This window comes from Streptomyces sp. GQFP (assembly GCF_021545335.1).
GTDB lineage: Bacteria > Actinomycetota > Actinomycetes > Streptomycetales > Streptomycetaceae > Streptomyces.
Genome location: NZ_CP089312.1, coordinates 7,618,206 through 7,640,008 on the forward strand (window position 1 = coordinate 7,618,206; position 21,803 = coordinate 7,640,008).

The window sequence follows — 21,803 nt, forward strand, 5'->3', positions numbered from 1 at the left end:
GAAATTGATGGAGACGCAAATGTGCTCCTCGTTCCCCTGTCTCTGAAGTCAATCATCGGTGGAGGGATTGAGGACAAACGGTGGACCTCCGTACTCGATTCTTTGCGGGGGGTGCCGGAACTGGGTAGGCCATCTAATGTTCCGTTCAATCTAACGGTTACTTACCTTGTTCCAGGGGAAGTTTACGTTCCAAAATTCTCCGGTATTAGAATCGGATCATTTCTGGCGGATTTTCGATCGCTGGTTGTTCAGGTAGCACTTCCAAGGCACCCCGAGAAGGATGCGCGAGAAGAATTGCTTGACCTTCTTGATGAGGCCATTGCTAGAGCGGAGGCATGGGGGAAGCGGAAGAAGCTGCTCTCTGGCCCACTGGAGGAGGCCAGGAGGGCAGCATTTGAACTGCGAGAAGTGCGGCCTGATTGAGCGTTTTCCCGCAAATGATCTACGAGGTGTTTGTCAACCTGCTTACTTCTTTCTCAGTCGGTGAGGGTGAGGTTGTGCAGGCGGGCGATGCCGAACATGGCATGGTGGACTCCGTCGCCCTTGAGTTGGCAGTCGCGAAGGGCCTTTCAGGTCTTCATGCGGGGAAGGCATGCTCGACGCGGGCACGGGCCTTGTGGTGGGAGGTGTTGCGTTCCTCTTTCCAGGCCGAGAGTTCGGTCTGGCAGGGTTCGTGGCGGTGCGGGATGATCAGGCCGGTGCCCCAGTAGCCGCCGTCCGCGATCACCGTGGCGCGGCCGACAGCATCCTTCGCGCCGGACAACTCCCATGCCCTGAAGTCGTTGCGGTCGCTCGGCAATGGCTGCCCAACCGGGGTCGGATGGGTCAGACCCCGGTCGTGCGGGTGAGGGGCCGAGGCTCCGGGCGGGTGTCGATGGCGGGCATGGCCTGCTTCAAGCCGGGCCGGCGGTCTCGGCTCGTCTGTGCGATCCGCGAGTATCGGGGGCGTAAGGACGAGCTGAAGGGCTTCGGCTGGCGGGATTTCCGCGACCTGGTCGTCCGCGCTCGTATCCAGCTCGGGGGCCCGATCGTGCTGGTCTGAGACAAAGTCCAGCTCCCTTTACCGCCGGTATAAAGGAGTTCATCGACGCGAATGCCGAGTGGCTGACCGTGTTCCAACTCCCGGCTTACGCCCCTGGCCTCAATCTGACCGAGGGTATCTGGGCGCTGGTCAATCGCGACCTGGGCAACCTGGCTGCCGCGGACCTCGGCGAGATCACCCGAGCCGTGAAACGTCGACTCAAGGGGAATCCAGTACCGCCCCGCCCTCGTTGACGGCTGCATCGCTGCTAACGGCCTGAGCCTGGACGGCTGACCGAAGCCGGGGACCAGTCCCAGATCACTCATGCCAGTCCGGGTAGTCCCCGATCGCCACGTCGTCGCAGAAGGTCTCCCAGAACCCGTTGTGCACGAGAGCGGTCTCGTCGATGCGGGAGACGAGGTCGCGCAGCTCTTCCGCCACCTCCTCGTATCTCTCCTCGTCGCCCTCCGCGTAGAACGGGAAGTGTTCGATCACGGCGGAGACGCATCGGTTGAAGGCGCCGAGGTCTCTGTTCACGTGACTGGATGTCGCTGACTCGGTCATGGGAATCTGCACCACGTGACCACTGGCCACGTCGACGGCGATGCGTCCGAACAGGCCACTCGTCGCGATGGCGACCAGCCCCCGCTCACCGATGCCTCCGAAGTGCACCGGCTCACTCAGCGGCCGGTACTCGTATCCGATGAACCCGCCTGGGATGCCAGTCTCCCTGAGATCGACAGCGATCTGGGTGGGCACCTCGGGTGGGGCCTCGATGGAGACCAAGACGAACTCGGGCTTCGGTAACTGCGGCAGGGGCTGACTCACGGGGAGATCCTCTCCCGATGGACTGCCAGGCAACACCCAAAGGCCCGCGAGATGGGAGACTCATGCCGGTCGATTGGTCCCGACATCACCCAATCAGGTTCAGTAGCGCCAGCGGCATCACCATTGCCCACCCCAACAACTGATCTGAGCAACGATCACCTCAGCGGCTCGATAACGGGCTCGGAGCCCAAGCCGCCCGAGTAGCCGTGTGGGGCCGGAGTTCATCTGAACTCCGGCCCCACACACAGCTCTTCAGCTTCAGGTATGAGGCTGTGGTGGTGCCCCTGTGAGGGTGATCGCGGGATTCATTCGACACGGTCCGAGATATCGGTATCGACCTCGGCCCACACCGTCAGGCCCCTGTTTGTCCGTCGGCTTCCCCGCCGGGCTGCGAGTGCCTCAGTGATCAGCAGTCCCCGCCCGCACTCTTCCTCCGGTCTCGGTCCTGCTGGCGCCGGTACCAGCAGCCCGTGCCCCCCGCCCTCGTCGGTCACGCTGACTGTGGCCGTTTCAGTGGTCAGGGTGACTGTGACCGTGATGGTGTGGCTGTCGCTGTGTTCCAAGGCGTTGGCCACCAACTCTCCGGTGATCGTTTCCAGATTGTCCACCGCGCAGGAAGGGAGGTTCTGCAACTCGGCCATGTTCCGTACGCAGCGGCGGGCAACGCGAGCCGAAGCGAAGTTCGAGCCCGGGAGCGAGAGCGTGGCGAGGGCTTGAAGGCCGGCCGAGGTGTGTGCGAGTACGTCGTGGATGTCCTTGTCGAGGTGGTGGGCGCCATGCCCCACTGCTCCGAGGCGAGCGCCACGGCACTCGGCGATGAGCAGTGCGTCACGGAGTGCTTCGGTCAACTGATCTGCAAGCACGCCCAGTTCACTCATCGACAACTCTGGTACCGCGATCAACTCCTGTGCGCGACCGAGAAGCCTGTTCGCCAGGCCGAGTTGTACGGTCTCGACCCGGTCGGCGATCCGGGTGACAGGGCCGGTGCCGTCCGAGACGAGGAGACAGGGTTGGCCCTCGCTGCCGGTCCAGGGCAGAAGCCGCACCGCATGATTCACTTCGCCGTCGCTCATGTCCGTCACGCGAACTCCAGCCGGCGGTGAATGTCGCGTGCGTCGAGGTCGACACCGTAGGCGGCGAACCACGGGGTATCTCGGCGCAGCCGCTGAAGTCGGGCCGTCTCCTCGTACTCGTACGCCGTGAGGTAGGGGCGGACGAGTACGACGTCGGCTCCGTCGATGGGCTCGTACCAGGCGCGGACAGTCGGGGCGACCGGGACACCGGGCTTGGTGCGAGGAGATTCCTGCGGCGGTACACGCGGCAATAGATACTTCCTGCGGTGCCGCCCAGGTGACGAGAACACCCTTGGCCAGTCCACGAGTCTCCTGATCAGTTGTCGCATGAAGGCTCCCTCGGTGCGGTCGTGCACGTGGACTTGATGCCCATGGGCCTGACGAGGCGGTCATCGGCGGGTGTGGTCATCTCAAGATTGCGTACGAGCAATATTTCTCGCAAGGTATCTCACTCGAAAGAGTTCTCAGAGGGAAATCAGCGTCTACGGTCCATGTGCGGCGATACCCTGCGCGGCAGGGAGGTAGAACATGACCGACGCCCAGCCCAACCTGCACAGAAGGCGCCTCGGACTAGAGCTCCGGTCGCTGCGCAAAGCGGCGGGAATGAGCCTTGCCGAGGCGGCCGACAGACTGTCGCTGTCCGGCGCCCCGGCGCTGAGCAAGATCGAGAACGGCAAGCAACGGGTCCCTCCCATCGCGCTCGCCGGCTTCTTCGAGGTGTACGGACTCCAGGACAAGGCCCGCGTCGACAAGCTTCGCAGGCTCGCGTCGCTCGCGAACTCTGGGCGCCGGACGAACCTGCTGGATCAGTACCGCCAGTCCATCCGCGACCCTTTCGCCGAGTACCTGCACCTCGAAGAACTGGCTTCCAAGAGCGACACGTTCGCGTGGGTGGTTCCAGGGTTGCTGCAGACCGAGGACTATGCCCGAGCCGTCGTGGAACGCAGCCGGAAGTGGCAGACCGACCGCGAGATCGACAGCTTCGTCGAGCTTCGTATGGTCCGGCAGGAAGCTTTGTCGCGTGAGAACCCGCTGCATCTCTGGTGTGTGCTCGACGAGTCGGCGCTGCAGCGCGAAGTGGGCGGGAAGCACGTGATGAAGGCCCAGCTTGAACGGCTGCTCGACGTCACCGCACAGAACAAGAACGTGGCGATCCAGGTTCTCCCGTTCGCGTACGGGGCCCACGCAGGCGTCGACGGGCCGTTCCACCTGCTGCACTTCCCCGCAGGGCCGCCCGTGGCCGTGATCGAGCCGATGACAACATCCTTGTACCTGGAGGAAGATAGCGACATCGGACGTTACGAAACCGCCTTCAACCACCTCCGCACCGAAGCGCTCGACGCGGAAGCCACTCAGCGCTACATCCACGATCTGATCAAGGACCGCTACTCATGAACAAGAAGGTCGACCTCACCAACGCCGCCTGGGTCAAGAGCGACCTGAGCAACGGCGGCGACAACTGCCTGGAGGTCGCCTTCATCGACGGCGTGGTTGCCCTGCGCGACTCCAACGACATCGGTGATCCAGATGCTCGGATACTCGTTGTCTCCGAGGACGACTATCGAGCCTTCGTCGGAGGCATAGCCAAGGGTCAGAGCAGCCTCCTGCTGAAGTAGAGACGTCAGACGGAGCACGTCACGCCCCGGTGCCGTGACACCGACATCGTGAATGGGAGCCGCAACCGCCATGACCACACACCCGGCAGACTCTGGCCCGTCCCATCTCCCACTGCGTACCATCGGTGAACTCCGTGCCGCCCTCACCATGGGTTACGGCTTCCCCGGCGATGCCGACGACTTCGAGGCCGACCTGGCCCGCGAGATCAACCACTCCGACCCCGCCGACCTCACCGGAGTCGTCCGCCTGGTCGAGGAGTTCCGCGGCCGGATCAGCGCCCGCCAGGATCCTGAATTCGATACAGCTGTCGACTCGGCTGTCGCAGAGATCCGCGCGGCCCGAGGGACTGACTGTTGACCGGCGAACAGCAGCACTGCGCGCCGAACTGGAGAAAGCTTCGGTGCTCGGTCGATGCGCCCGCTGCACCTCCGGTGACATAAAGATCTATACGACACGCTCGAAGGCACGGACGCGCGCCCGGCCCTCACTGCCACTTACGTCTACGAGGCCCCGCGTCCGGAGCCTGGCCTGATCCGCATCGCCTTCGTGTCGCTTGTACGGTTCGCAGGAGGCGGCACCGAGTTCTGAACCCGCTGCCCCGTCCGTAAACGCAGCGAAGCGGTTCCGCGCCCTGCAAAGACCCGGCTCCCGTCGGGTCCTATGGCAGCAGCGCGAACGTTCGGGGAGGCCTGGGGCGCACGACGGTGAAGTGTCACCGGTCGAGGGTGGCGATGGAGTCCGCGCCGAGTCGTTCCGCGATGGCGAAGACTGAAGCGTCGACCGCGCCGAGTGGGAAGTCGGCGTACGTCTCCACCAGCTCGGTCATACGGTCGATGTCGCTGCGGGCCAGTGGGACCAGGCTGAGCTGCCCGTTGCTGATCGACCGCAGGAACGCGGCCTCGGCGCGGGTGCCCTTCTCCCGCTCCAGCAGGTAGCAGACCTCGGTGAGTACGGGGTACGGCACCAGCAGTGGGCGTGGGGTGTACCGCATCAGTTCGACACAGCGCTTGTGATCCTTGTCATCGGCGTCCGTGGCCGCGACGAGTGGACCGGTATCCCAGATGATCACTCGGGCTGATGTCCCAACTCGGTGCGAAGGATCTCACTCGACCGGGCTGCGAGATCGCCCTTTCCGCTGGACAGCGTGCCGGCGAAATCAGGCAGGGGCCACTCCTCGCCGCCGTCCTCGGACGGTGTGCTCTCCCGCACGATGGCCAGTATCGGCGCCACCTGGTCCTCGGGTAGCCGGTCGATCAGGTTGTGCAGCTCGTCCCGCAATGTACTCATGCCTCAAGAGTACGGATGTCTGGGCGGCGGCGAAGAGGCATACGGAAAGCACGGGAGAGCGCGATAGGTCTAGACCATGGCGTGGAGGTGGTGCGCCATTGCATAACCACTTCCCCAAAAGCGGAGGCGGGCTGCAGAAACGCCTTCAGCACGCCCTACAACAACCCCGCCCCCGCCAAAAACTTCCCCACCCGCTCCACCTCGTCCTCCGACAACGGAATCTGTGGATCAGCGGTAACCGGGCAGTCAATCACCCCCCGCAAATAAAGCGCCGCCTTGAACGCCCCCAACCCTGCCGAGCTACCCCCCATCCGCACCGGATCCCCCGCCCCCACCATCCCGAACAGCACGCACAACCGTTCCTGCTCAGCCCTGGCCCGCTCCCAGTCACCAGCCCGGCAGAACCGGTACAGGCGGACGTAACCGTCCGGGTCGACGTTCGCGAGCCCCGGTACCGCTCCGTCCGCCCCCATCGCCAGCGCCGAGTCGACCAGCAGCTCGCTCCCCGTCAGCACGCTGAAGTCGCCGATCCCGGGGTGGGTCCGCGCCCCCGTCACCACCGCCCTGAACGACGCCATGTCGCCGCTCGAATCCTTCAGGCCTGCCAGGACACCGTCCGCCGCCAGTTCCAGCACCAGGCCGGCCGGCAGTTTGCTGTGGACCGACGCCGGGAGGTCGTACGCCACCACCGGGACCGGGCTGCCCGACGCCACCAGGCGGAAGTGGCGGGCGATCTCCGAGGGGTGGGTGCGTGTGTAGAAGGGGGCCGTTACCACCACCGCGTCCGCGCCCGCCGCCGAGACCGACCGTACGTGGTCCAGTACCCGGGGTGTCGTCATGTCGATCGCGCCCGCCAGGACCGGTAGCGCCCCGGCGACATGGCCCACCACCGTCTCCACCACCAGCCTGCGCTGATCGTCCGTCAGATACGCCGCCTCCGACGACGAACCGAGCACGAACAGGCCGTCCACGCCCGCCTCCACCAGGTGGTCGACCAGCCTGACGAGTGAGCGTACGTCCACCCCGCGGTCCGGTGTCAGGGGAGTGCAGACGGGAGGGACGACACCGGTCAGGGGGGTGGGGAAGGTCATCAGGGCTCCCTGGGGTCTTTCGGGGTGGGCGGTGGTGCTGCGGAGGTGTTCCGCAGGTCAGAGGCCATGTCGGGCACGGCGGCTACCGCCTGGGTGACCAGATCCCGCGTCGCCCGGCCCTCCTCCACAGGGTGATGGCAACGGAAACGGTGACCCGGGATTGACGCGGCCGTGAACTCCGGCATCCCCTCCGCGCACACATCGCTCGCCTTCCAGCATCGCGTACGGAATGGGCAGCCGGACGGGGGATGTGTCGCCGATGGGACGGGGCCGACCAACGGAATCGGGTCGATCGGGTCCAGCAGGCCCGGTGTCGCCGAGAAGAGTGCCCTTGTGTACGGGTGACGCGCTCTGTCCGTCACCTCGTCCGCCGGGGACTCCTCCACGATCCGGCCCAGGTACATCGTGATCACCCGGTCGCTCATCCGCCGTACCGTCTGGATGTCGTGCGACACGAAGACGAGCGCCAGGCCCAGCCGCTCCTTCAGGTCGAGGAGGAGGTTCAGGATCTGGGCGCGCACCGATACGTCCAGGGCGCTTGTTGGTTCGTCCGCCACCACCAGGTCCGGGTTCAAGGCCAACGCACGTGCGATCGCCACCCGTTGGCGCTGGCCGCCCGACAACTGGCCCGGCAAGCCGTCCGCCAGTGCTCGCGGCAGGCCCACCAAACCCATCAACTCCCTTACCCGCTCCTCCCGTTCCTTCGTCGTGCCCCGCCTGTGCACGTCCAGCGGGTCCCTGAGGATCTGGCGGATCGTCAGGCGGCGGTTCAGTGCCGTCGACGGGTCCTGGAAGATCATGCCCGTGCCTGTGCCGATGGCTGATCTGCGCTCCGCCGGCTTCATCGTCCACAAGTCGGCGCCCCGGAAGGAGACTTGGCCGTACGTCGGTGGCTGTACGCCCACCAGTACCTTCGCCAGCGTCGACTTGCCGCAGCCCGACTCGCCCACCACGCCCACCGTTTCGCCGGGCGCGACCCTGAAGTCGGCGCCTGTCAGGGCGTATACGCGGTCCCGGGTGAACAGGCCGCCGCTGCGGGCCTTGTGGACCACGTGCGTGTCCGACAGTTCCACCAACGGAGTCGATACGGACGTAACAGAAGTAGCTGTCGTGGTGCTCACTTCACGCTCTCGCTTCCCGTCGGCTCCGGCGTCGTCAGGTCGATCGCCGGGTGGTGGCAGGCCGCCAAGTGCGTGGCTACGCCCAGGAGATCGGGGGCCGTCGTACGGCACGCCTCCGTCGCCATCGGGCAACGGTCCGCGAAACGGCAGCCCTTGGGGAAGTCGGCGGGGGAGGGGACCGTGCCCTTGATCTGGGTCATGCGGACCGCCGCCGACTCCAGCGACAGCACGCTGCCCAGCAGGCCCCGGGTGTAGTGGTGGGACGGGGAGCCGACCAGGTCCGCCGTCACGCCTGTTTCGACGATCTGGCCGCCGTACATCACGACCACCCGGTCCGTCACGTCCGCCACCAGGGCCAGGTCGTGCGAGACCAGGATCAGGGCGAAGTCCAACTCCGAGCGCAGGCGCAGCAGTAGCTCGATGATCTGCGCCTGGACCGTCACGTCCAGCGCTGTTGTCGGCTCGTCCGCCACGATCAGTTTCGGGTCCCGGGACAGGGCCATCGCGATCAGGACCCGCTGGCGCTGGCCGCCCGACAGTTCGTGCGGGTAGCTGCGGAGGGTGCGGTCCGGGTCCAGGCCCACCAGGCCCAGGAGTTCCTCCGGTGTGCGGTGGCCTCCCCTTCGTACGACCTGCTTCAGTTGCGAGCGGATCGTCATCGCCGGGTTCAGGGACGACAGCGCGTCCTGGTAGATCATCGCCATCTCGTGGCCCAGCAGTTTGCGGCGTACGCGCATCGGCTCCGTCAGCAAGTCCCGCTGGTTGAAGCGGACTTGGCCGGTCACCCGCGCGCCCTTCGGCTCCAGGCCCATCACCGTCAGTGCTGTCAGCGACTTGCCGCAGCCCGACTCGCCCACCAGGCCCAGGACTTCGCCCGGGTGGACCTCGAAGCTGATGCCGTCGACGATGTTCACGCCCGAGTGGCGCGCGGCGAAGCCGATCGTCAAGTTCTCTACCGCCAGGACCGGTTGGCCCGTGGGGACCGGGCGGGCCCGCCCCCGAAGTCTCTGCGCCGCTTCCGTCAGGCCCGGCAGGGCCAGCACCTTGCCCGTGCCCGGCTCGGGGGCCTCCAGGGGGTCCTCCTCCTCACGGACCTCCACGTCCCTCGCCGCCGGAGCTGCCCACGCGTCCGACACGCCCTCCGAGAGGACGTTCAGCGACAGGACCGTGATCAACATCAGCAGGCCAGGGAATACCGTCGCCCACCAACCGCCCGTCAGGACCATGTTCTTGCCGTCCGCGATGACGCTTCCCCAGGACGGGTCCGGCGGACGCACACCCGCGCCGATGAACGACAGCGACGCCTCGAAGACGATCGCCTCCGCCACCTGCACCGTGCAGAACACCAGGACGGGGGCTGCGCAGTTGATCGCCACGTGCTTCAGGACGATGTGCGGCGTGCGCGCGCCGATCACCCGTTCCGCCGTGACGTAGTCCTCGCCGTACTGGTCAAGTACGTTCGCCCGCACCACCCTTGCCACCGGCGGGGTGAACAGGAACGCGATCGCGCAGATCAGGACCGTGATGCCGCCGCCGAAGACCGCGACGAGTACGGCCGCCAGCGCGATGCCGGGGAACGCCATCACCACGTCCAGGCAGCGCATCAGCGTCTCGTCGACCGCCTTGCGTGACGTCGCCGCGATCGCGCCGATCAGTGCGCCCACTGTGAGAGCAAGTGCTGTCGCGCCCAGGCCGATCGCCAGCGACCAGCGGGCGCCGTACATCAGCCGGCTCATGATGTCGCGGCCCAGACTGTCCTGGCCCATCCAGTGCTCGGCGGAGGGGGCTCCCGTGCCGCCGGTCAGGGGCTGTTGGTCCAGGGGGTCGTCGGGGGCGATGTACGGGGCGAAGACCGCCACGAACACCACCAGCGCCAGGAAGCAGACCGCGATCCGGGAGAGGACCGGGAGGCGGCGCCAGCCGCGCAGGCGGATGCCGGGGCGGGAGAGGAGGGCGGCCAGGCGCCCCCGTTCGAACATCATGAACATCCGGCCGCACCCTTCGTTCGCGTGAACGTGAACAGGAGGAACATCAGGTCGCATCCCTCAAACGCGGGTTGACCAGGAGATAGAGGATGTCGATGACCAGGTTCACGACCACGAAACCGGTCGCCGTCGTCAGGACCACGCCCTGGACGACCGCCGGGTCGCCGTTCTTCACGGCGTCGATCATCAGCTTGCCCATCCCGGGGAGCGAGAAGATCGTCTCGATGACGACCGCGCCGCCGAGCAGGTAGCCGACGCGCAGGCCCAGGACCGTGAGCGGGTTGATGAGCGCGTTGCGGAGGACGTTCCGGCCCACCACCACCCTCGGGGGCAGGCCGCTGCCGATCGCCGTACGGACGTAGTCCTTGTCCAACTCCTCGACCACCGCCGTACGGACGATGCGCGTGAGCTGTGCCGCGACCGGGAGGGAGAGCGCGAGGGCCGGAAGCGTCATCGTCTTCAGCCAGCCGGTGAAGGAGTCGGCCGGGTTGATGTAGCCACCCGTCGGGAACCAGCCCAGGTCGACGGCCAGGTACTGGATCATCAGCAGCGCCAGCCAGAAGCCGGGGGCTGCGACGCCCGTGAGCGATACGACGCGGATGATCTGGTCGGGGAGACGGTCGCGGTAGATCGCCGCCGTGACGCCGCCCAGCAGGGCCAGGACCACCGCGATGGTCAGGCCCAGGAAGGTGAGCTGGACGGTGAGCGGCAGGGCGGTGGCGACCTGTTCGAGCACCGGCGCGCGGGTCAGCGCGCTGGTACCCATGTCGCCCTGGAGCAGGTCGCCGATGAAGTGGAAGTAGCGGACGGGGAACGGGTCCAACAGGCCGTTCTGTTCACGGAAGTCGTGCAGTTGCTGCGGGGTCGGATTGGCGCCCTGGAAGAACGCGGAGGCCGGGTCGACGTCCGAGAACCGCATGACGAGGAACACGAACAGCACGATGCCGAGCATCAGCGGGACGAGCAGGATGATCCTGCGGGCCAGGATTCTGGCGATGGCGACCACGTACGAACTCCCGTACAGCTAGCGGTGTTTGGCGGCAGCCCGAAGAGGGCCTAGACCCACTTGGCCTGGAGGAGGTTGATGCCCGGATACGGCTGTGCCCTTATCCCCGCGAGCTTCTTCGGGTCCCAGGCCGTCATCAGCTCGTTGTGGACGACCGGGTAGAGCACGGCCTCCTCGGCGACGATGTCGATGTAGTCCTGGATCATCGTCTTCTTCTTGTCCGGGTCCGGCTCCTGCGTGGCCTGGTCCATGTCCTTGAAGAGCTGCTTGGCCACGGAGTTGTCGGCCCAACGGGCGTAGCCCATCCAGAGGTTCTGCGGGCCGTAGTTGTAGTGCATGATCAGGTCCGCGTCGAGGCCGAACTGGTTGGGGTTCGAGGCGGCCGACACGACCTGGTAGTCCTGCTTCTGGTCCATCTTCGTGAACACCGCGGTGGTTTCCTGGGGGTTGAGGGTCGTCTCGACGCCGATCGCGTCCCAGGACGCCTTGATGGTGGGCAGGCAGTCGACGATCCAGCTGACGTTCACGGACAGGATCTCGATCTTCAGCCCGCTGACCCCGGCCTCCTTCAGGAGCGCCTTCGCTTTCTCCGGGTCGTAGTCGTAGACCACCTTTGCTGCCCGGTAGCTGGGGTTGGCCTCGTTGAGGAAGGACGACGACGGCTTGCCGTGGCCCTTGAGCGCCACCTCCACCATCTTCTCCGTGTCGATGGCGTAGTGCAGCGCCTGGCGGACCCGTACGTCGTCGAAGGGCTTGCGCTTGGTGTTGAACATCAGGAACAGGTTGTTCATCCCCGCCCCGCCCTGGACGTCCATCCCCCCGCTCTTCAGCTGCTCGATGTTGGCGTACGGGATGTTGTCGGCGATCTGCGCGCCGGCACTGGACCCCGAGATCTTGGCGACGCGGGGCGCGGCATCCACTATCGTCATCCAGTTCATTTTCTTGAACGCCGCTTTGCGCGGACCGTTGTAGGCAGCGAACGCCTCGAACGTCGTGTTCGACTTCGGGTGGTGCGCGGTCTGCCGGTACGGCCCCGAGCCGATCGCCTTTCCCTTGATCGCGTCGTCCCAGGCACCCGGCTGGGAGAAGACGTGCTTCGGCATGATCTTCGCGAGCGTCAGCCGGGAAACCCCTTCCGGGAAGGGGAACTTCAGCACGAGCTCGACATTCTGCGCGTCGACCTTTCTCACTTCTTTCAGCCAACTGGCGAAAAAGCCCTTGGCGAGCGTCTGCGTGTTCGGATCAAGGATTCGATCGAATACGAAGACCACGTCGTCGGCGGTGACCGGCTTTCCGTCGTGGAAGGTCGCCCCGGCCCGCAACGTGAACTTCCAGGAGGTGCTGGAGAGATCGCCGGGGACCGCTGTGGCGAGCGCGGCGTACGGCTCGCGGGAGATGGGATCGGTGTCGAGCAGACCCTCGTAGATGTGGTTGTTGGCGGCCATGGAGAAGGCGGAGGCCGTCTGCGTGGGGTCCCAGCTGCCGTCGTTGCCGTAGCCGATCACGGCCGTGAGCGTGCTGTTCGCGCCCCCGGCGCCGCCCCCGGTGTCGTTGGTGGACTCCGGCCCGGACGAACAGGCCGACAGCGAGGAGGAAATGGCGGCGGCGGCACCCAGCGCGCCGGTGTACTTCAGGAACGACCGGCGGTGCGGGGCGGTCGATACGTCGCGGGCTGTTCCGCGGGTCACGTCGCGCACGATTCCTCCTGCGGGGTGGGGTCCGAAAAGGTGAGGAGATACGACGTCCTACGTCATAGGGGGCAGCGTGACCATAAGAGGGGCGGTGGGGCCGGTCAAGAGATCGCACACGAATGGCGTATCTGCCAGAGGTGCGACCAATGGCGATATGAAATTCGGCCGACGGCGTATCAAGACAGCTGCGAATTCTGGGTGGTTGGATTTTGATATGCCTGGAGGTGGGACGTGGGATGTCCGGCGAGCGTACGATGCGCCGCATGTCTCAGGAGTCCGGGAAGCGGCGCCGGCCCGAGCGGCGGGTGAGCGGCCAGGTCCAGCGCGAGGTCATGCAGTTGATTCTCGACCGCAAACTCCGGGCGGGCGCACCGCTGCCCACCGAGGTCGAGCTGATGGAGTCCCTGGGGGTCAGCCGCAACTCCGTCCGCGAGGCGCTCAAGGCGCTCCAGGCCCTCGACATCGTCGAGATCAGACACGGCTACGGGACGTACGTCGGACAGGCCTCGTTGACCCCGCTGGTTGACGGACTGACGTTCCGTACGCTCGCCCGGCACGACGGGGACGGAGCCGCGCTCGCCGAGATACTCCAGGTCAGGGAGGTGCTGGAGGACGGGATGATCCGCCGGGTCGCGGCCGTGCTGTCCGACGCGGAACTGGACCGGCTGGATTCGGTAGTCACCCGGATGGAGGAGGCGGGCCGCGCGGGCCGGCGCTTCCCCGAACTCGACCGCGAGTTCCACGAGGCGCTGTACGGCCCCCTCGGCAACGCCCTCGTACCGCAGCTGCTCGGCGCCTTCTGGACGGTGTTCCGCCGTGTCTCGGGCGCCCGGGGCTGGCACGACGACCCGGCACCGGAACTGACGGCCCGCCGGCACCGGGACATCGTCACGGCGTTGCGTGCCCATGACGTGGAGGGCGCGCAGCGGGCACTGGCGGTGCACTTCCGGGGGATCGAGGCGCGGGCGGCGCAGGAGTCGCGGGGGGTGGGGTGAGGGTGGGTGCGGCGTACGCGGGTACTGGGGACCGGCGCAGGTACATGAAAGGGGGCGCCGTCCTCTGTGCGGTGCCCCTTCACCCTCATATCGCGAGCCCCTTGGACGCCTGGCTCTTGACCGTGCCCTGGGAGCAGCCGAGCGTGTCGGTGACCTCTCCCTGGGAGAGGTGCTCCCAGTAGCGCAGGACCACCACCGCCTGCTGCTTGGGCGGCAGTTGGGCAAGCGCGCCGAGTAGCGCGCTGTGCTCGTCGGCCCAGGAGATGGCCCCGTCGTGGCCCGCCGTCTCGGGCGGTGCGTCGGTGAGCGACTCCCGTGCGCGCCGCTTGCGGAACCGGTCGCTGTTGCAACTGACCAGCATCCGACGGACGTACGCCTCCGGGTTGTCGCTGCGCGAGACCCGCCGCCAGGAGCGGTACGCCTTCGCCAGCGCCGTCTGCGTCAGGTCCTCGGCGTGATGGGCGTCGCCGGTCAGCAGATACGCGGTGCGCACCAGATGGGACCACCGCGCTCTGACGAAATCATGGAACTGGGCCTCTGGTTCGGCCTGCATCGAGCACCCTCTCGCCCACCAGACCACCGTTTCCCCGGAATCGGTTGCCCGGGGGACGGGGTCGGGTTCGAATGGATGGGTGGATGAGCCAGTGGCTGGTTTGTGGGACGAGCGGGCTCAAGGTGTACTGCGGCTGCCCTCCGGCCGCCTGATCAGGGGACGCGGCCTGCGCCGGCCCCTCGACCCGACGGCGCCTGTCCCCTCGTACGCCGTCTATCTCCTCGGTAGCCAACCCCCGCAAGTTCCCTGGGAGTTCCGCTGGCTCCCCTGGCCCGACTTCCGCCTTCCCAAGGACCACGTGGAGGCTCGCGCGGTCCTGGGCGAGGTGTGGGAACGGGCGGCGGGGGAGCGGGTGGAGGTCGCGTGCGGGGGTGGGCGGGGGCGTACGGGGACGGCCTTGGCGTGTCTTGCGGTGCTGGACGGGGTGCCGGCGGGGGAGGCGGTGGCGTTTGTGCGGGCGGGGTATGACCGGCGGGCGGTGGAGACGCCCTGGCAGCGGCGGTATGTGCGGCGGTTCGGGTGAGGCGGCGGGCCTGCCGGGCCAGTCGGTGGCCCGCCGCGTTTCACCGGCCGGTGGGGGTGACACCGAGGCCGAGGCAGTGCTTCCGGGTCAGTTGAGGGTTTCCGCGAGCAGCGCCGCCGTCTCCGCGATCAGCGCGTCGTCCCGTACCGCGTCCTGGTCGGGCATCGTGGAGAGCACGGACAGGACGACGGGGGCGCCGGTGTCGGTCCAGGCGATACCCACGTCGTTGGCGGTGCCGTAGGAGCCGGAGCCCGTCTTGTCGGCGAGGGTCCAGGTCGGTGGGAGACCCGCGCGGAAGCGTTTGCCGCTGGTGGTGTTGTTCAGCAGCCAGTGGGTGAGGAGTTCGCGGTCGCGCCGGTTCAGCGCGTCGCCGAGGACGAGGCGGGAATAGGTGCGGCCGATCGCTCGCGGGCTCGTCGTGTCCGTCTTCCGCCACGGCTCGGCCGAGTTGAGGTCGGTCTCCCAGCGGTCGAGGCGGGTCACCCGGTCGCCGAGGGAGCGGGCGAAGCGGGTGATCGCGGTGGGGCCGCCGAGTTCACGCAGGAGGAGGTTGCCCGCGCCGTTGTCGCTGTAGGTGATGGCCACCTCGGAGAGTTCGGCGACGGTCATGCCCTCGGCCAGGTGTTCCCTGGTCCGGTCGGAACCCGTCGCCGGGAGGTCGGCCTCCGTGTAATGGATACGGCGGGCCAGGAACTCGCCGCTCCGGTCGAGGTCGCGCAGGACGGCCGCGGACGCGAGCGTCTTGAACAGGGAGCACATCGGGAACAGTTCGTCGGCGCGGTGCCGGACGGTTCGCCGGGTGGCGAGGTGGTGGGCCAACACGCCTAAGCGCGCCCCGTACCGCTTCTCCAGCGCGCGCAGGCGTGCGGTGACGCTGGAGTCGTAGGAATCGGTGGAATCTGTGGAATCTGTGGAACGGGTCGAGTTGGCGGCGGCCGGGGTGGCCGTGGCGAGGAGTGTGGCGGCGGCTGTCGCGAGCACCGTGCGGCGAGGCGGCTCGAATCTCACGGTTCTGCTCTCTTTCGTTCGGGGTCCGTTGACGATCTCTGTCCGTTGACGATCTCTCCTGTGATCGACGCGGTGGGTCTTTCGTTGGTTGCCGGTTCGGCTAGCCTCGAAAGTCCCGGATGACAACGTTGTGGAGGCGAGCGTGTCGGCCAGTGCGGTGGTGATCGGTGCCGGAGTGTCAGGGCTCACCACGGCGGTGTGTCTGGCGGAGTCCGGGATGGATGTCCGGGTGGACGCCGATCAGTTCCCCGGGGCGACGACCTCGGCGGCCGCCGGCGCGATGTGGGATCCCTATCTGGCCGAGCCCCGCCACCTGGTCGAGCGCTGGAGCCGGGAGACCCTGTCGGCGCTGACCGCGCTGAGCACCGACGCGGACACCGGAATCCGGCTGGTGGAAGGTACCCAGGAGTCCAGAGTTCCCTGTGACATGCCGACTTGGGGCAGCCTGGTGGGCGCGCGTATGTGCGCACCGGACGAACTCCGGCAGGGGTTCGTGGCTGGGTGGCACTACCGCGCACCCCTCGTCGACATGCCCCGATACCTCGACCACCTCGTCCGACGGCTCGAACAGGCCGGCGGATCGATCCGACGGCACCGCTACGACACGCTTGAGCAAGCAATGCGGGAAGCGCCGGTCGTCGTCAACTGCTCGGGTGCCGGAGCCCGTTCACTGGCGGCCGACGCCTCGGTCGAGGCGGTGCGCGGCCAGCTGGTCGTGGTGGAGAACCCCGGAATCCGGTCCTTCTTCTGTGACGACACCCCGGGGGCCGAGGACCTCACCTACATCTATCCGCACGCCGACTGGCTGGTCCTGGGAGGAACAGCGGACCGGGGCAACTGGGAACGCCGGCCCGACGAGGCGGCGGCCCAGGAGATCATCCGCCGCTGTGCCGCCATCGAACCGTCGATCGCCGGAGCCCGGGTGATCGAACAGCGGGTGGGGCTGCGGCCGGTACGGAAGCAGGTCAGGCTTGAGCGGGAGCGATGCGGGGACACGGGCACGCTGCTGCTGCACAACTACGGTCATGGCGGAGCCGGGCTGACGCTGTCGTGGGGGTGCGCCCGCGAGATCGCGGAGCGGATCCGTACGGCGGTGGGATCTACCGGATCTACCGGACCTACTCCCTGATCTGCCACTGCCGGCGCTCCTCGACGTCTGCCTCCGCGCCTCGGCGAAAGAGATAGAGCCAGGTCCGGGCCGCGAGTGTGGCGGTCAGGGCGGTGGTCCACGGCCAGCTGGTGGCATCCGCCACCACCAGCGCCGCGCCGACCGCCGGCGAAGCCGCCGTGAGCACCATCAGCGCGAGTTCGGGCCGGGACCGCCGGAACCGGTGGGCTATCGAGAACTCGGAGTGCTCGTACCAGCCGATGGCGGCGCTGAGTACGACGGCCAGGATCATGGTCGACCACGGATCGCCGCTGGCTTGTGCGTAGGTGACGGGGAGCGAGATCAGGAAGGGGAACACACCGCCGTACTCGGACAGTACGTTTCCCCACTTCATGATCTTGCCGAACGCGTTCGAGCGGATCCGGGCCAGCTCGCCGGAGGCGCTCGCGTAGATGATCAGGGAGAGCACGGTGCTGAACGTCGCTCCGATGAGGAGCAGCCGTACGTCGTTGGGGAACCGGGACGACGAGAAGGCGAACCCCAGGAGGAAGGTGATCGCCGCGAGTATGGAGCCGGAGAAGGCTATGCCGGCCGCGGCCTCGCCGGACTGGAGGGTCGCGGGGTCGTCCTGCACGAACCGGGCGATCTCGAAGGCGGGTTTGCCGCCCAGGGTCACCAGCGCCGTCACGGCTTGGTCGGACGGTGTCAGGGACTCCGTGAGCTGCTCCCGTGCGTGGGCGGGCACCAGATGCCGTGCGTCGGGATCCACGTACTCGACTCGCGCCTTGTGCTGATAGTGGATGTGGAGAGCGCCGCTGCCGCCGGTGCTGCCGACGCGCATGACCCGGGTTCCTATGAAGCCACACGCCAGCAGGAGGCGGGTCACCGCCAGCTCCTCCGTCCTCGCCACGGCGGATATCAGAGGCGCCTCGCTCGATCTCCGGGGAAGCTCCTTCACCAACTCGGCCAGGAGCCGCGAGGCCACGCCCTGCCGACGCGCATCCGCCCGGACCGCGATCACCGACAGACGCGCGTGCCCCGCTGACGGCATCTCCGCGGCGATGCAGCCCACCAACTCGCCCTCGGACTCGGCCACTTGGACCAGGTCGCGGTCGATGGCATCGGCGAGGAGCGCTGCCGCCGACGGCATGGCCGCCGCTTCGAACGAATCGGTCAGCAGGGAGCGGAGCCGGGGCAGATCGGCAGGGCAGGCCGCCCGGGTGGACCATGCAGCCATGTCCGTCCGTTTCGTTCAGCTCAAGGTCAAGGCCAGGGTGCTGTAGACGGTCATGATGCATCACAACTGGCCGGTTTCGTCGGTAAGTTGTGGCCTGCCCTGCCGTGTGTTATGACGGCCTGCGCGCCCTGAATCGCAGCCCTCGGGCCTCCGGATGCCGGTCCACGGATACGTCCGTGAAGCCCGCCTTCGCCAGGCGGATCGGGAGTGTTGTCGGGTCGAGGGTGTTCATCGTGTCCCTGAAGTGCAGGACCCGGAACATGAAACTGGGGAGGCTGTCGCTGCCCGCGAAGGTGCCGCCCGGGCGCAGTACCCGGAAGGCCTCCGCGAAGATGCGGTCCTGGTGGGTGTCGGTGGGTACGTGGTGCAGCATCGTGAAGCAGACGACGGAGTCGTACGAGGTGTCGGGGAGCGGCAGTTCGGCCCCGTCGCCGTGCAGGACGCGGGCCCGGTCGCCCCAGCCGGCGGCCTCCAGCAGTCGGACGGTGTCCGCGTCGATCTCCACGGCGGTCAGACGCGGCACCTGTTCGACCAGGACGCGCAGATTCGCGCCGTATCCCGGCCCGATCTCCAGGAGGTCGTCGCCCAGTTCGACGTCGTGGAGGGCCCACGGGAGCAGACGGTCCCGTACGGCCAGGGCCCACTTCTCGGAGCTGCACAGGCGGCGGTGCATTCGGTTCATCGGCATACGTCGACGCTATGGAGGTGCCGGTGTGGCCGACAGGGCCTAGGCTGCCGTGCCATGTCGCGAGACGGACAGTCGGGGGATGGGCGGCAGTCGGGGGACGGACAGCGGTATGACGTCGGCCCCGGTACCGCGATATTCGTGGGGCACTTCGCTATGCCTCGCGGTACGGCGTTCACCACGCACTGGCATGGCTTTCATCAACTCGCCTGGTCCGCGCGGGGGTTGCTGCGGATCCGGAGCGAGCACGGGACCTGGCTGTTGCCGCCCTCGCTCGCCCTGTGGATTCCGGCCGGGGTGCGGCATGCCACGGAGTCGGTGGGGGATGTCGTCATGCGCAGTGCGTATGTCGATCCTGGGCAGAGTCGGCGGGTGGCGTGGGTGGAGCCGACTGTGGTCTCGGCCGGGCCTCTGCTGCGTGCCCTCATCGACCATCTGGCCCTCAACGGGCTTTCTGCGGACGCTCGTTCGCGGGCGGAGGCTGTGCTGCTCGATGTGCTGCATCCGGTGGCGGTGACGAGTATCGCGGTGACCGAGCCCAGGGATGGGCGTGCGCTTGCTGTCGCTCGTGCGTTGGCCGCCGATCCTGCGGATGGTCGGCCGTTGGCCGAGTGGGGGGTCGAAGTCGGTGCTGGGGCGCGGACGTTGGCTCGGTTGTTCGTTGCGGAGACCGGGTTGGCGTTTGGGCAGTGGCGGGAGCGGGTGCGGATGCAGGCGGCGATGCCGTTGCTGGAGCGGGGGTTGACTGTGGAGGTGGTGGCGGGGCGGGTGGGGTATGGGTCGGCGAGTTCGTTCGTGGCGGCGTTTCGGAGGATTACGGGGATTACGCCTCGGCAGTACTTTCCGGTGCGGGGGTGAGGGTCCATTGTTCTCGCCCCCGCCGCCCCTACCCGTTCCCATCCCCTGGGGGCTGCGCCCCCAGACCCCCCTCCGGCCCTGAACGGGCCTTGTCCTCAAACGCCGGACGGGCTGACTAACTCAGCCCGTCCGGCGTTTGAGGACAAGGGGGCTCGGGGGCGGAGCCCCCGAGGATGGGACGGGTAGACGCGACGTTCAGACATCCCGCCGGCCCACCACAACCACCCCGACCGCCACCGCCACCCCCGCCCACGCGCCGTACACGCACCACGCCTCCGTGACCGTCAATGGGTACTTGCCCAGGTCGTAGTCCCGGGCCGGGTTGAGGACCAGCCGGTAAAAGGCGGTCAGCGGCATGGCGTTGCCGGTCTCCGCGACCCAGCGGTACTGCTCCCCGCCGAAGAACTGCGGCACCAGGATCAGCAGGGCGATGACCGACACGACCGCGCCCGCCGCATGCCGGATCAGGGCGCCCACCGCCATGCCGATGACCGCGCACAGCGGCAGCAGCAGCGCGGACGCCGTCACCGCACGCAGCGCCCCCGGATCGGCGAGGGACATGCCGTGATGGTCGCGCAGGATCGCCTGTGTCACACCGAAGGAGCCGCCCGAGACGGCCGCGCCGAGGACGAGCGTCACCGCCCCGACGACGGTGACCTTGGCGGCGACGACCGCGCGGCGGGCGGGCACGGCCGCGAAGGTCGTCCGGATCAGCCCGCTGGTGTACTCGCCGAAGACCACGCTCGCCCCGAGCGCCGCCACGACGACCATCAACAGGGCCCACGCCGGGAACACATACGCGGTGATCAGCGGGTCGAAGACCATCTGCGGCAGTTCCGGCTTTCCGCCGGGCGGCGCCGGTGGCAGTTCCGGCTGGTCGGCGAGCCGGTCGGCGTTGACCCTGGCGGCGTTCACACAGATCCCGAGGGTGGTCAGCGCACCCGCCGCCAGCACCAGGGCGGTGGAGCGCAGCGACCAGAACTTGATCCACTCGGCGGCGAGCAGATGCCGGAAGCGGGCCGGGGGAGCGGCCGTGGCCGTGGCCGTGCCGGTGTCCCCGGCAGTGTCGGTGCTCATGGGGCGGCTCCCGCCGAGGTCGTGAACTCGACGCTGTCGGCGGTGAGTTCGATGAACGCCTCCTCCAGGGAGGCCACCTTCGGGCTCAGTTCGTGCAGCCGTACACGATGGGCGAAGGCCAGCTCGCCGATGCGTTCGGCGGGCAGACCGGTCACGGTGTACGAGCCGTCGGGCTCCGCCCGTACCGCCGCACCCTCCTCCGCCAGCAGCGACGGAAGGGCACCGGCGTCGGGCGTACGGAGGGACACGCGCTGTCCGGTCGCGCGGGCGGCGAAGTCCCCGAGGCTCTCCGCCGCGATCAGCCGACCCCGTCCGATGACGACGAGATCCTCGGCGGTCTGCTCCATCTCCCGCATGAGGTGGCTGGACACCAGCACCGTGCGCCCCTCGGCGGCCAGCCGCCGGAACAGCCCGCGCACCCACAACACCCCTTCCGGATCAAGCCCGTTGAGGGGTTCGTCGAAGAGCAGCACCGGGGGATCGCCGAGCAGTGCGGCCGCGATGCCCAGGCGCTGTTTCATCCCCAGCGAGAACCCGCCTATCCTGCGGCCCGCCGCCTCGGACAGGCCCACCTCCGCCAGGACCTCGGCCACCCGCCGTCGAGGCAGGCCGTTGCCCGTGGCCAGCATCGACAGGTGCGCGCGGGCGGTACGGCCGCCGTGCACGTCGTGGGCGTCCAGCAGTGCGCCGATGTGCCGCAGACCCCGTGCGCGCTCGGCGAACGGCCGGCCGTCGACGGTGACGGCACCGCCGGTGGGGGTGTTCAGCCCGAGCACCAGCCGCAGGGTCGTGGACTTCCCGGCGCCGTTCGGACCGAGAAAGCCCGTGACGTGCCCCGGACGGACGGTGAAGGAGAGATGATCGACGGCGGTGGTCGTCCCGTAACGCTTCGTCAGTTCTTCGACTTCAATCACGGCAACACCGTCCCGCCGCAGGACCTGTCCGGGCATCCGCCTGCGGCAGACACTCCAACTCGCCCGCTGTCAACCAGGGTTGTACGTCCCCGGGGCGATGCCCCACGCCAACAGCCGTCCTACGA

Annotated in this window: 24 protein-coding genes and 2 pseudogenes; 9 read left to right on the forward strand and 17 right to left on the reverse strand. The window is 67.7% G+C overall.

Annotated elements, in window-relative coordinates:
• The first annotated feature begins 21 nt into the window (after positions 1 to 21).
• Complete coding sequence (locus tag LUX31_RS34410) at positions 22 to 423, forward strand: hypothetical protein (protein WP_235479209.1); 402 nt, start codon at positions 22 to 24, stop codon at positions 421 to 423.
• 53 nt (positions 424 to 476) lie between these two features.
• On the opposite strand, the pseudogene LUX31_RS34415 reads toward LUX31_RS34410, so the two are convergent.
• Positions 477 to 811: pseudogene (locus tag LUX31_RS34415) on the reverse strand (transposase); the annotation flags it as partial.
• A 3-nt stretch (positions 812 to 814) separates the two neighbouring features.
• On the opposite strand from LUX31_RS34415, the pseudogene LUX31_RS38040 reads away from it, so the two are divergent.
• Positions 815 to 1,315, forward strand: a pseudogene (locus LUX31_RS38040) (transposase); the annotation flags it as partial.
• Between the two features lie 24 nt (positions 1,316 to 1,339).
• On the opposite strand, the gene LUX31_RS34425 reads toward LUX31_RS38040, so the two are convergent.
• The 3 genes from LUX31_RS34425 to LUX31_RS34440 form a co-directional block, all read right to left on the reverse strand.
• Positions 1,340 to 1,849, reverse strand: coding sequence for an SUKH-4 family immunity protein (locus LUX31_RS34425; protein WP_235479211.1), 510 nt, complete (start codon positions 1,847 to 1,849; stop codon positions 1,340 to 1,342).
• A gap of 305 nt (positions 1,850 to 2,154) precedes the next feature.
• On the reverse strand, positions 2,155 to 2,922 hold the full coding sequence (locus LUX31_RS37745) for an ATP-binding protein (protein WP_328285739.1): 768 nt from the start codon (positions 2,920 to 2,922) through the stop codon (positions 2,155 to 2,157).
• A gap of 5 nt (positions 2,923 to 2,927) precedes the next feature.
• Positions 2,928 to 3,173, reverse strand: coding sequence for a hypothetical protein (locus tag LUX31_RS34440; RefSeq protein ID WP_235479212.1), 246 nt, complete (start codon positions 3,171 to 3,173; stop codon positions 2,928 to 2,930).
• A 277-nt stretch (positions 3,174 to 3,450) separates the two neighbouring features.
• Here LUX31_RS34440 and LUX31_RS34445 point away from each other — a divergent pair, with 277 nt between their 5' ends.
• The 3 genes from LUX31_RS34445 (at position 3,451) to LUX31_RS34455 (ending at position 4,896) form a co-directional block, all read left to right on the forward strand.
• The gene (locus LUX31_RS34445) at positions 3,451 to 4,317 is read left to right on the forward strand and encodes a helix-turn-helix domain-containing protein (protein WP_235479213.1); all 867 of its coding nucleotides are present in this window, start codon (positions 3,451 to 3,453) and stop codon (positions 4,315 to 4,317) included.
• Positions 4,314 to 4,538 carry a DUF397 domain-containing protein gene (locus LUX31_RS34450; protein WP_235479214.1) on the forward strand — a complete coding sequence of 75 codons (225 nt, stop codon included), beginning with the start codon at positions 4,314 to 4,316 and terminating at the stop codon, positions 4,536 to 4,538. Before LUX31_RS34445 ends, LUX31_RS34450 begins: the two co-directional genes overlap by 4 nt.
• Positions 4,539 to 4,608: 70 nt before the next feature.
• The gene (locus LUX31_RS34455; RefSeq protein WP_235479215.1) at positions 4,609 to 4,896 is read left to right on the forward strand and encodes a hypothetical protein; all 288 of its coding nucleotides are present in this window, start codon (positions 4,609 to 4,611) and stop codon (positions 4,894 to 4,896) included.
• Positions 4,897 to 5,251: 355 nt separating this feature from the next.
• Here the strand turns inward: LUX31_RS34455 and LUX31_RS34460 are convergent, their stop codons facing one another.
• The 7 genes from LUX31_RS34460 to LUX31_RS34490 all read right to left on the reverse strand — a co-directional run bounded on the left by LUX31_RS34460 (position 5,252) and on the right by LUX31_RS34490 (position 12,726).
• Positions 5,252 to 5,608, reverse strand: a complete 357-nt coding sequence (locus tag LUX31_RS34460; RefSeq protein WP_235479216.1) for a type II toxin-antitoxin system VapC family toxin — start codon at positions 5,606 to 5,608, stop codon at positions 5,252 to 5,254.
• Complete coding sequence (locus tag LUX31_RS34465) at positions 5,605 to 5,826, reverse strand: hypothetical protein (protein WP_235479217.1); 222 nt, start codon at positions 5,824 to 5,826, stop codon at positions 5,605 to 5,607. Before LUX31_RS34465 ends, LUX31_RS34460 begins: the two co-directional genes overlap by 4 nt.
• A gap of 155 nt (positions 5,827 to 5,981) precedes the next feature.
• Positions 5,982 to 6,917, reverse strand: a complete 936-nt coding sequence (locus LUX31_RS34470; RefSeq protein WP_235479218.1) for a dihydrodipicolinate synthase family protein — start codon at positions 6,915 to 6,917, stop codon at positions 5,982 to 5,984.
• Positions 6,917 to 7,990 carry an oligopeptide/dipeptide ABC transporter ATP-binding protein gene (locus LUX31_RS34475; protein WP_235479219.1) on the reverse strand — a complete coding sequence of 358 codons (1,074 nt, stop codon included), beginning with the start codon at positions 7,988 to 7,990 and terminating at the stop codon, positions 6,917 to 6,919. The genes LUX31_RS34470 and LUX31_RS34475 overlap by 1 nt, the downstream gene beginning before the upstream one ends.
• A 44-nt stretch (positions 7,991 to 8,034) precedes the next feature.
• Entirely contained in the window at positions 8,035 to 10,017 is a 1,983-nt protein-coding gene (locus LUX31_RS34480; RefSeq protein ID WP_443046088.1) for a dipeptide/oligopeptide/nickel ABC transporter permease/ATP-binding protein, read from the reverse strand.
• Between the two features lie 52 nt (positions 10,018 to 10,069).
• Entirely contained in the window at positions 10,070 to 11,029 is a 960-nt protein-coding gene (locus LUX31_RS34485) for an ABC transporter permease (RefSeq protein ID WP_235479220.1), read from the reverse strand.
• Between the two features lie 50 nt (positions 11,030 to 11,079).
• Positions 11,080 to 12,726, reverse strand: a complete 1,647-nt coding sequence (locus LUX31_RS34490) for an ABC transporter substrate-binding protein (RefSeq protein ID WP_235479221.1) — start codon at positions 12,724 to 12,726, stop codon at positions 11,080 to 11,082.
• A gap of 257 nt (positions 12,727 to 12,983) precedes the next feature.
• Between LUX31_RS34490 and LUX31_RS34495 the strand changes: the two genes are divergently transcribed.
• On the forward strand, positions 12,984 to 13,715 hold the full coding sequence (locus LUX31_RS34495) for a FadR/GntR family transcriptional regulator (RefSeq protein WP_268828242.1): 732 nt from the start codon (positions 12,984 to 12,986) through the stop codon (positions 13,713 to 13,715).
• An 85-nt stretch (positions 13,716 to 13,800) separates the two neighbouring features.
• Here LUX31_RS34495 and LUX31_RS34500 read toward each other — a convergent pair whose 3' ends face one another.
• Positions 13,801 to 14,268, reverse strand: coding sequence for a SigE family RNA polymerase sigma factor (locus LUX31_RS34500; protein ID WP_235479222.1), 468 nt, complete (start codon positions 14,266 to 14,268; stop codon positions 13,801 to 13,803).
• 91 nt (positions 14,269 to 14,359) lie between these two features.
• Between LUX31_RS34500 and LUX31_RS34505 the strand changes: the two genes are divergently transcribed.
• Positions 14,360 to 14,791 (forward strand): protein-tyrosine phosphatase family protein, encoded by a 432-nt coding sequence (locus LUX31_RS34505; RefSeq protein ID WP_235479223.1) that lies wholly within the window; start codon positions 14,360 to 14,362, stop codon positions 14,789 to 14,791.
• Between the two features lie 87 nt (positions 14,792 to 14,878).
• On the opposite strand, the gene bla is transcribed toward LUX31_RS34505, so the two are convergent.
• Complete coding sequence (bla, locus tag LUX31_RS34510; RefSeq protein WP_235479224.1) at positions 14,879 to 15,799, reverse strand: class A beta-lactamase; 921 nt, start codon at positions 15,797 to 15,799, stop codon at positions 14,879 to 14,881.
• Between the two features lie 142 nt (positions 15,800 to 15,941).
• On the opposite strand from bla, the gene LUX31_RS34515 reads away from it, so the two are divergent.
• Complete coding sequence (locus tag LUX31_RS34515; RefSeq protein ID WP_235479225.1) at positions 15,942 to 16,928, forward strand: FAD-dependent oxidoreductase; 987 nt, start codon at positions 15,942 to 15,944, stop codon at positions 16,926 to 16,928.
• On the opposite strand, the gene LUX31_RS34520 is transcribed toward LUX31_RS34515, so the two are convergent.
• Both LUX31_RS34520 and LUX31_RS34525 read right to left on the reverse strand, forming a co-directional pair.
• Positions 16,918 to 18,144: a GNAT family N-acetyltransferase gene (locus tag LUX31_RS34520; RefSeq protein WP_235479226.1), complete on the reverse strand. Its 1,227-nt coding sequence runs from the start codon at positions 18,142 to 18,144 to the stop codon at positions 16,918 to 16,920. The genes LUX31_RS34515 and LUX31_RS34520 overlap by 11 nt on opposite strands.
• 109 nt (positions 18,145 to 18,253) lie before the next feature.
• On the reverse strand, positions 18,254 to 18,832 hold the full coding sequence (locus tag LUX31_RS34525; RefSeq protein WP_235479227.1) for a class I SAM-dependent methyltransferase: 579 nt from the start codon (positions 18,830 to 18,832) through the stop codon (positions 18,254 to 18,256).
• A 54-nt stretch (positions 18,833 to 18,886) separates the two neighbouring features.
• Here LUX31_RS34525 and LUX31_RS34530 point away from each other — a divergent pair, with 54 nt between their 5' ends.
• Positions 18,887 to 19,687: an AraC family transcriptional regulator gene (locus LUX31_RS34530; protein WP_235479228.1), complete on the forward strand. Its 801-nt coding sequence runs from the start codon at positions 18,887 to 18,889 to the stop codon at positions 19,685 to 19,687.
• A 195-nt stretch (positions 19,688 to 19,882) separates the two neighbouring features.
• Here the strand turns inward: LUX31_RS34530 and LUX31_RS34535 are convergent, their stop codons facing one another.
• Positions 19,883 to 20,764 (reverse strand): ABC transporter permease subunit, encoded by an 882-nt coding sequence (locus LUX31_RS34535; RefSeq protein WP_235479229.1) that lies wholly within the window; start codon positions 20,762 to 20,764, stop codon positions 19,883 to 19,885.
• Positions 20,761 to 21,678, reverse strand: a complete 918-nt coding sequence (locus LUX31_RS34540) for an ABC transporter ATP-binding protein (RefSeq protein WP_235479230.1) — start codon at positions 21,676 to 21,678, stop codon at positions 20,761 to 20,763. The genes LUX31_RS34535 and LUX31_RS34540 overlap by 4 nt, the downstream gene beginning before the upstream one ends.
• Between the last annotated feature and the right edge of the window lie 125 nt (positions 21,679 to 21,803).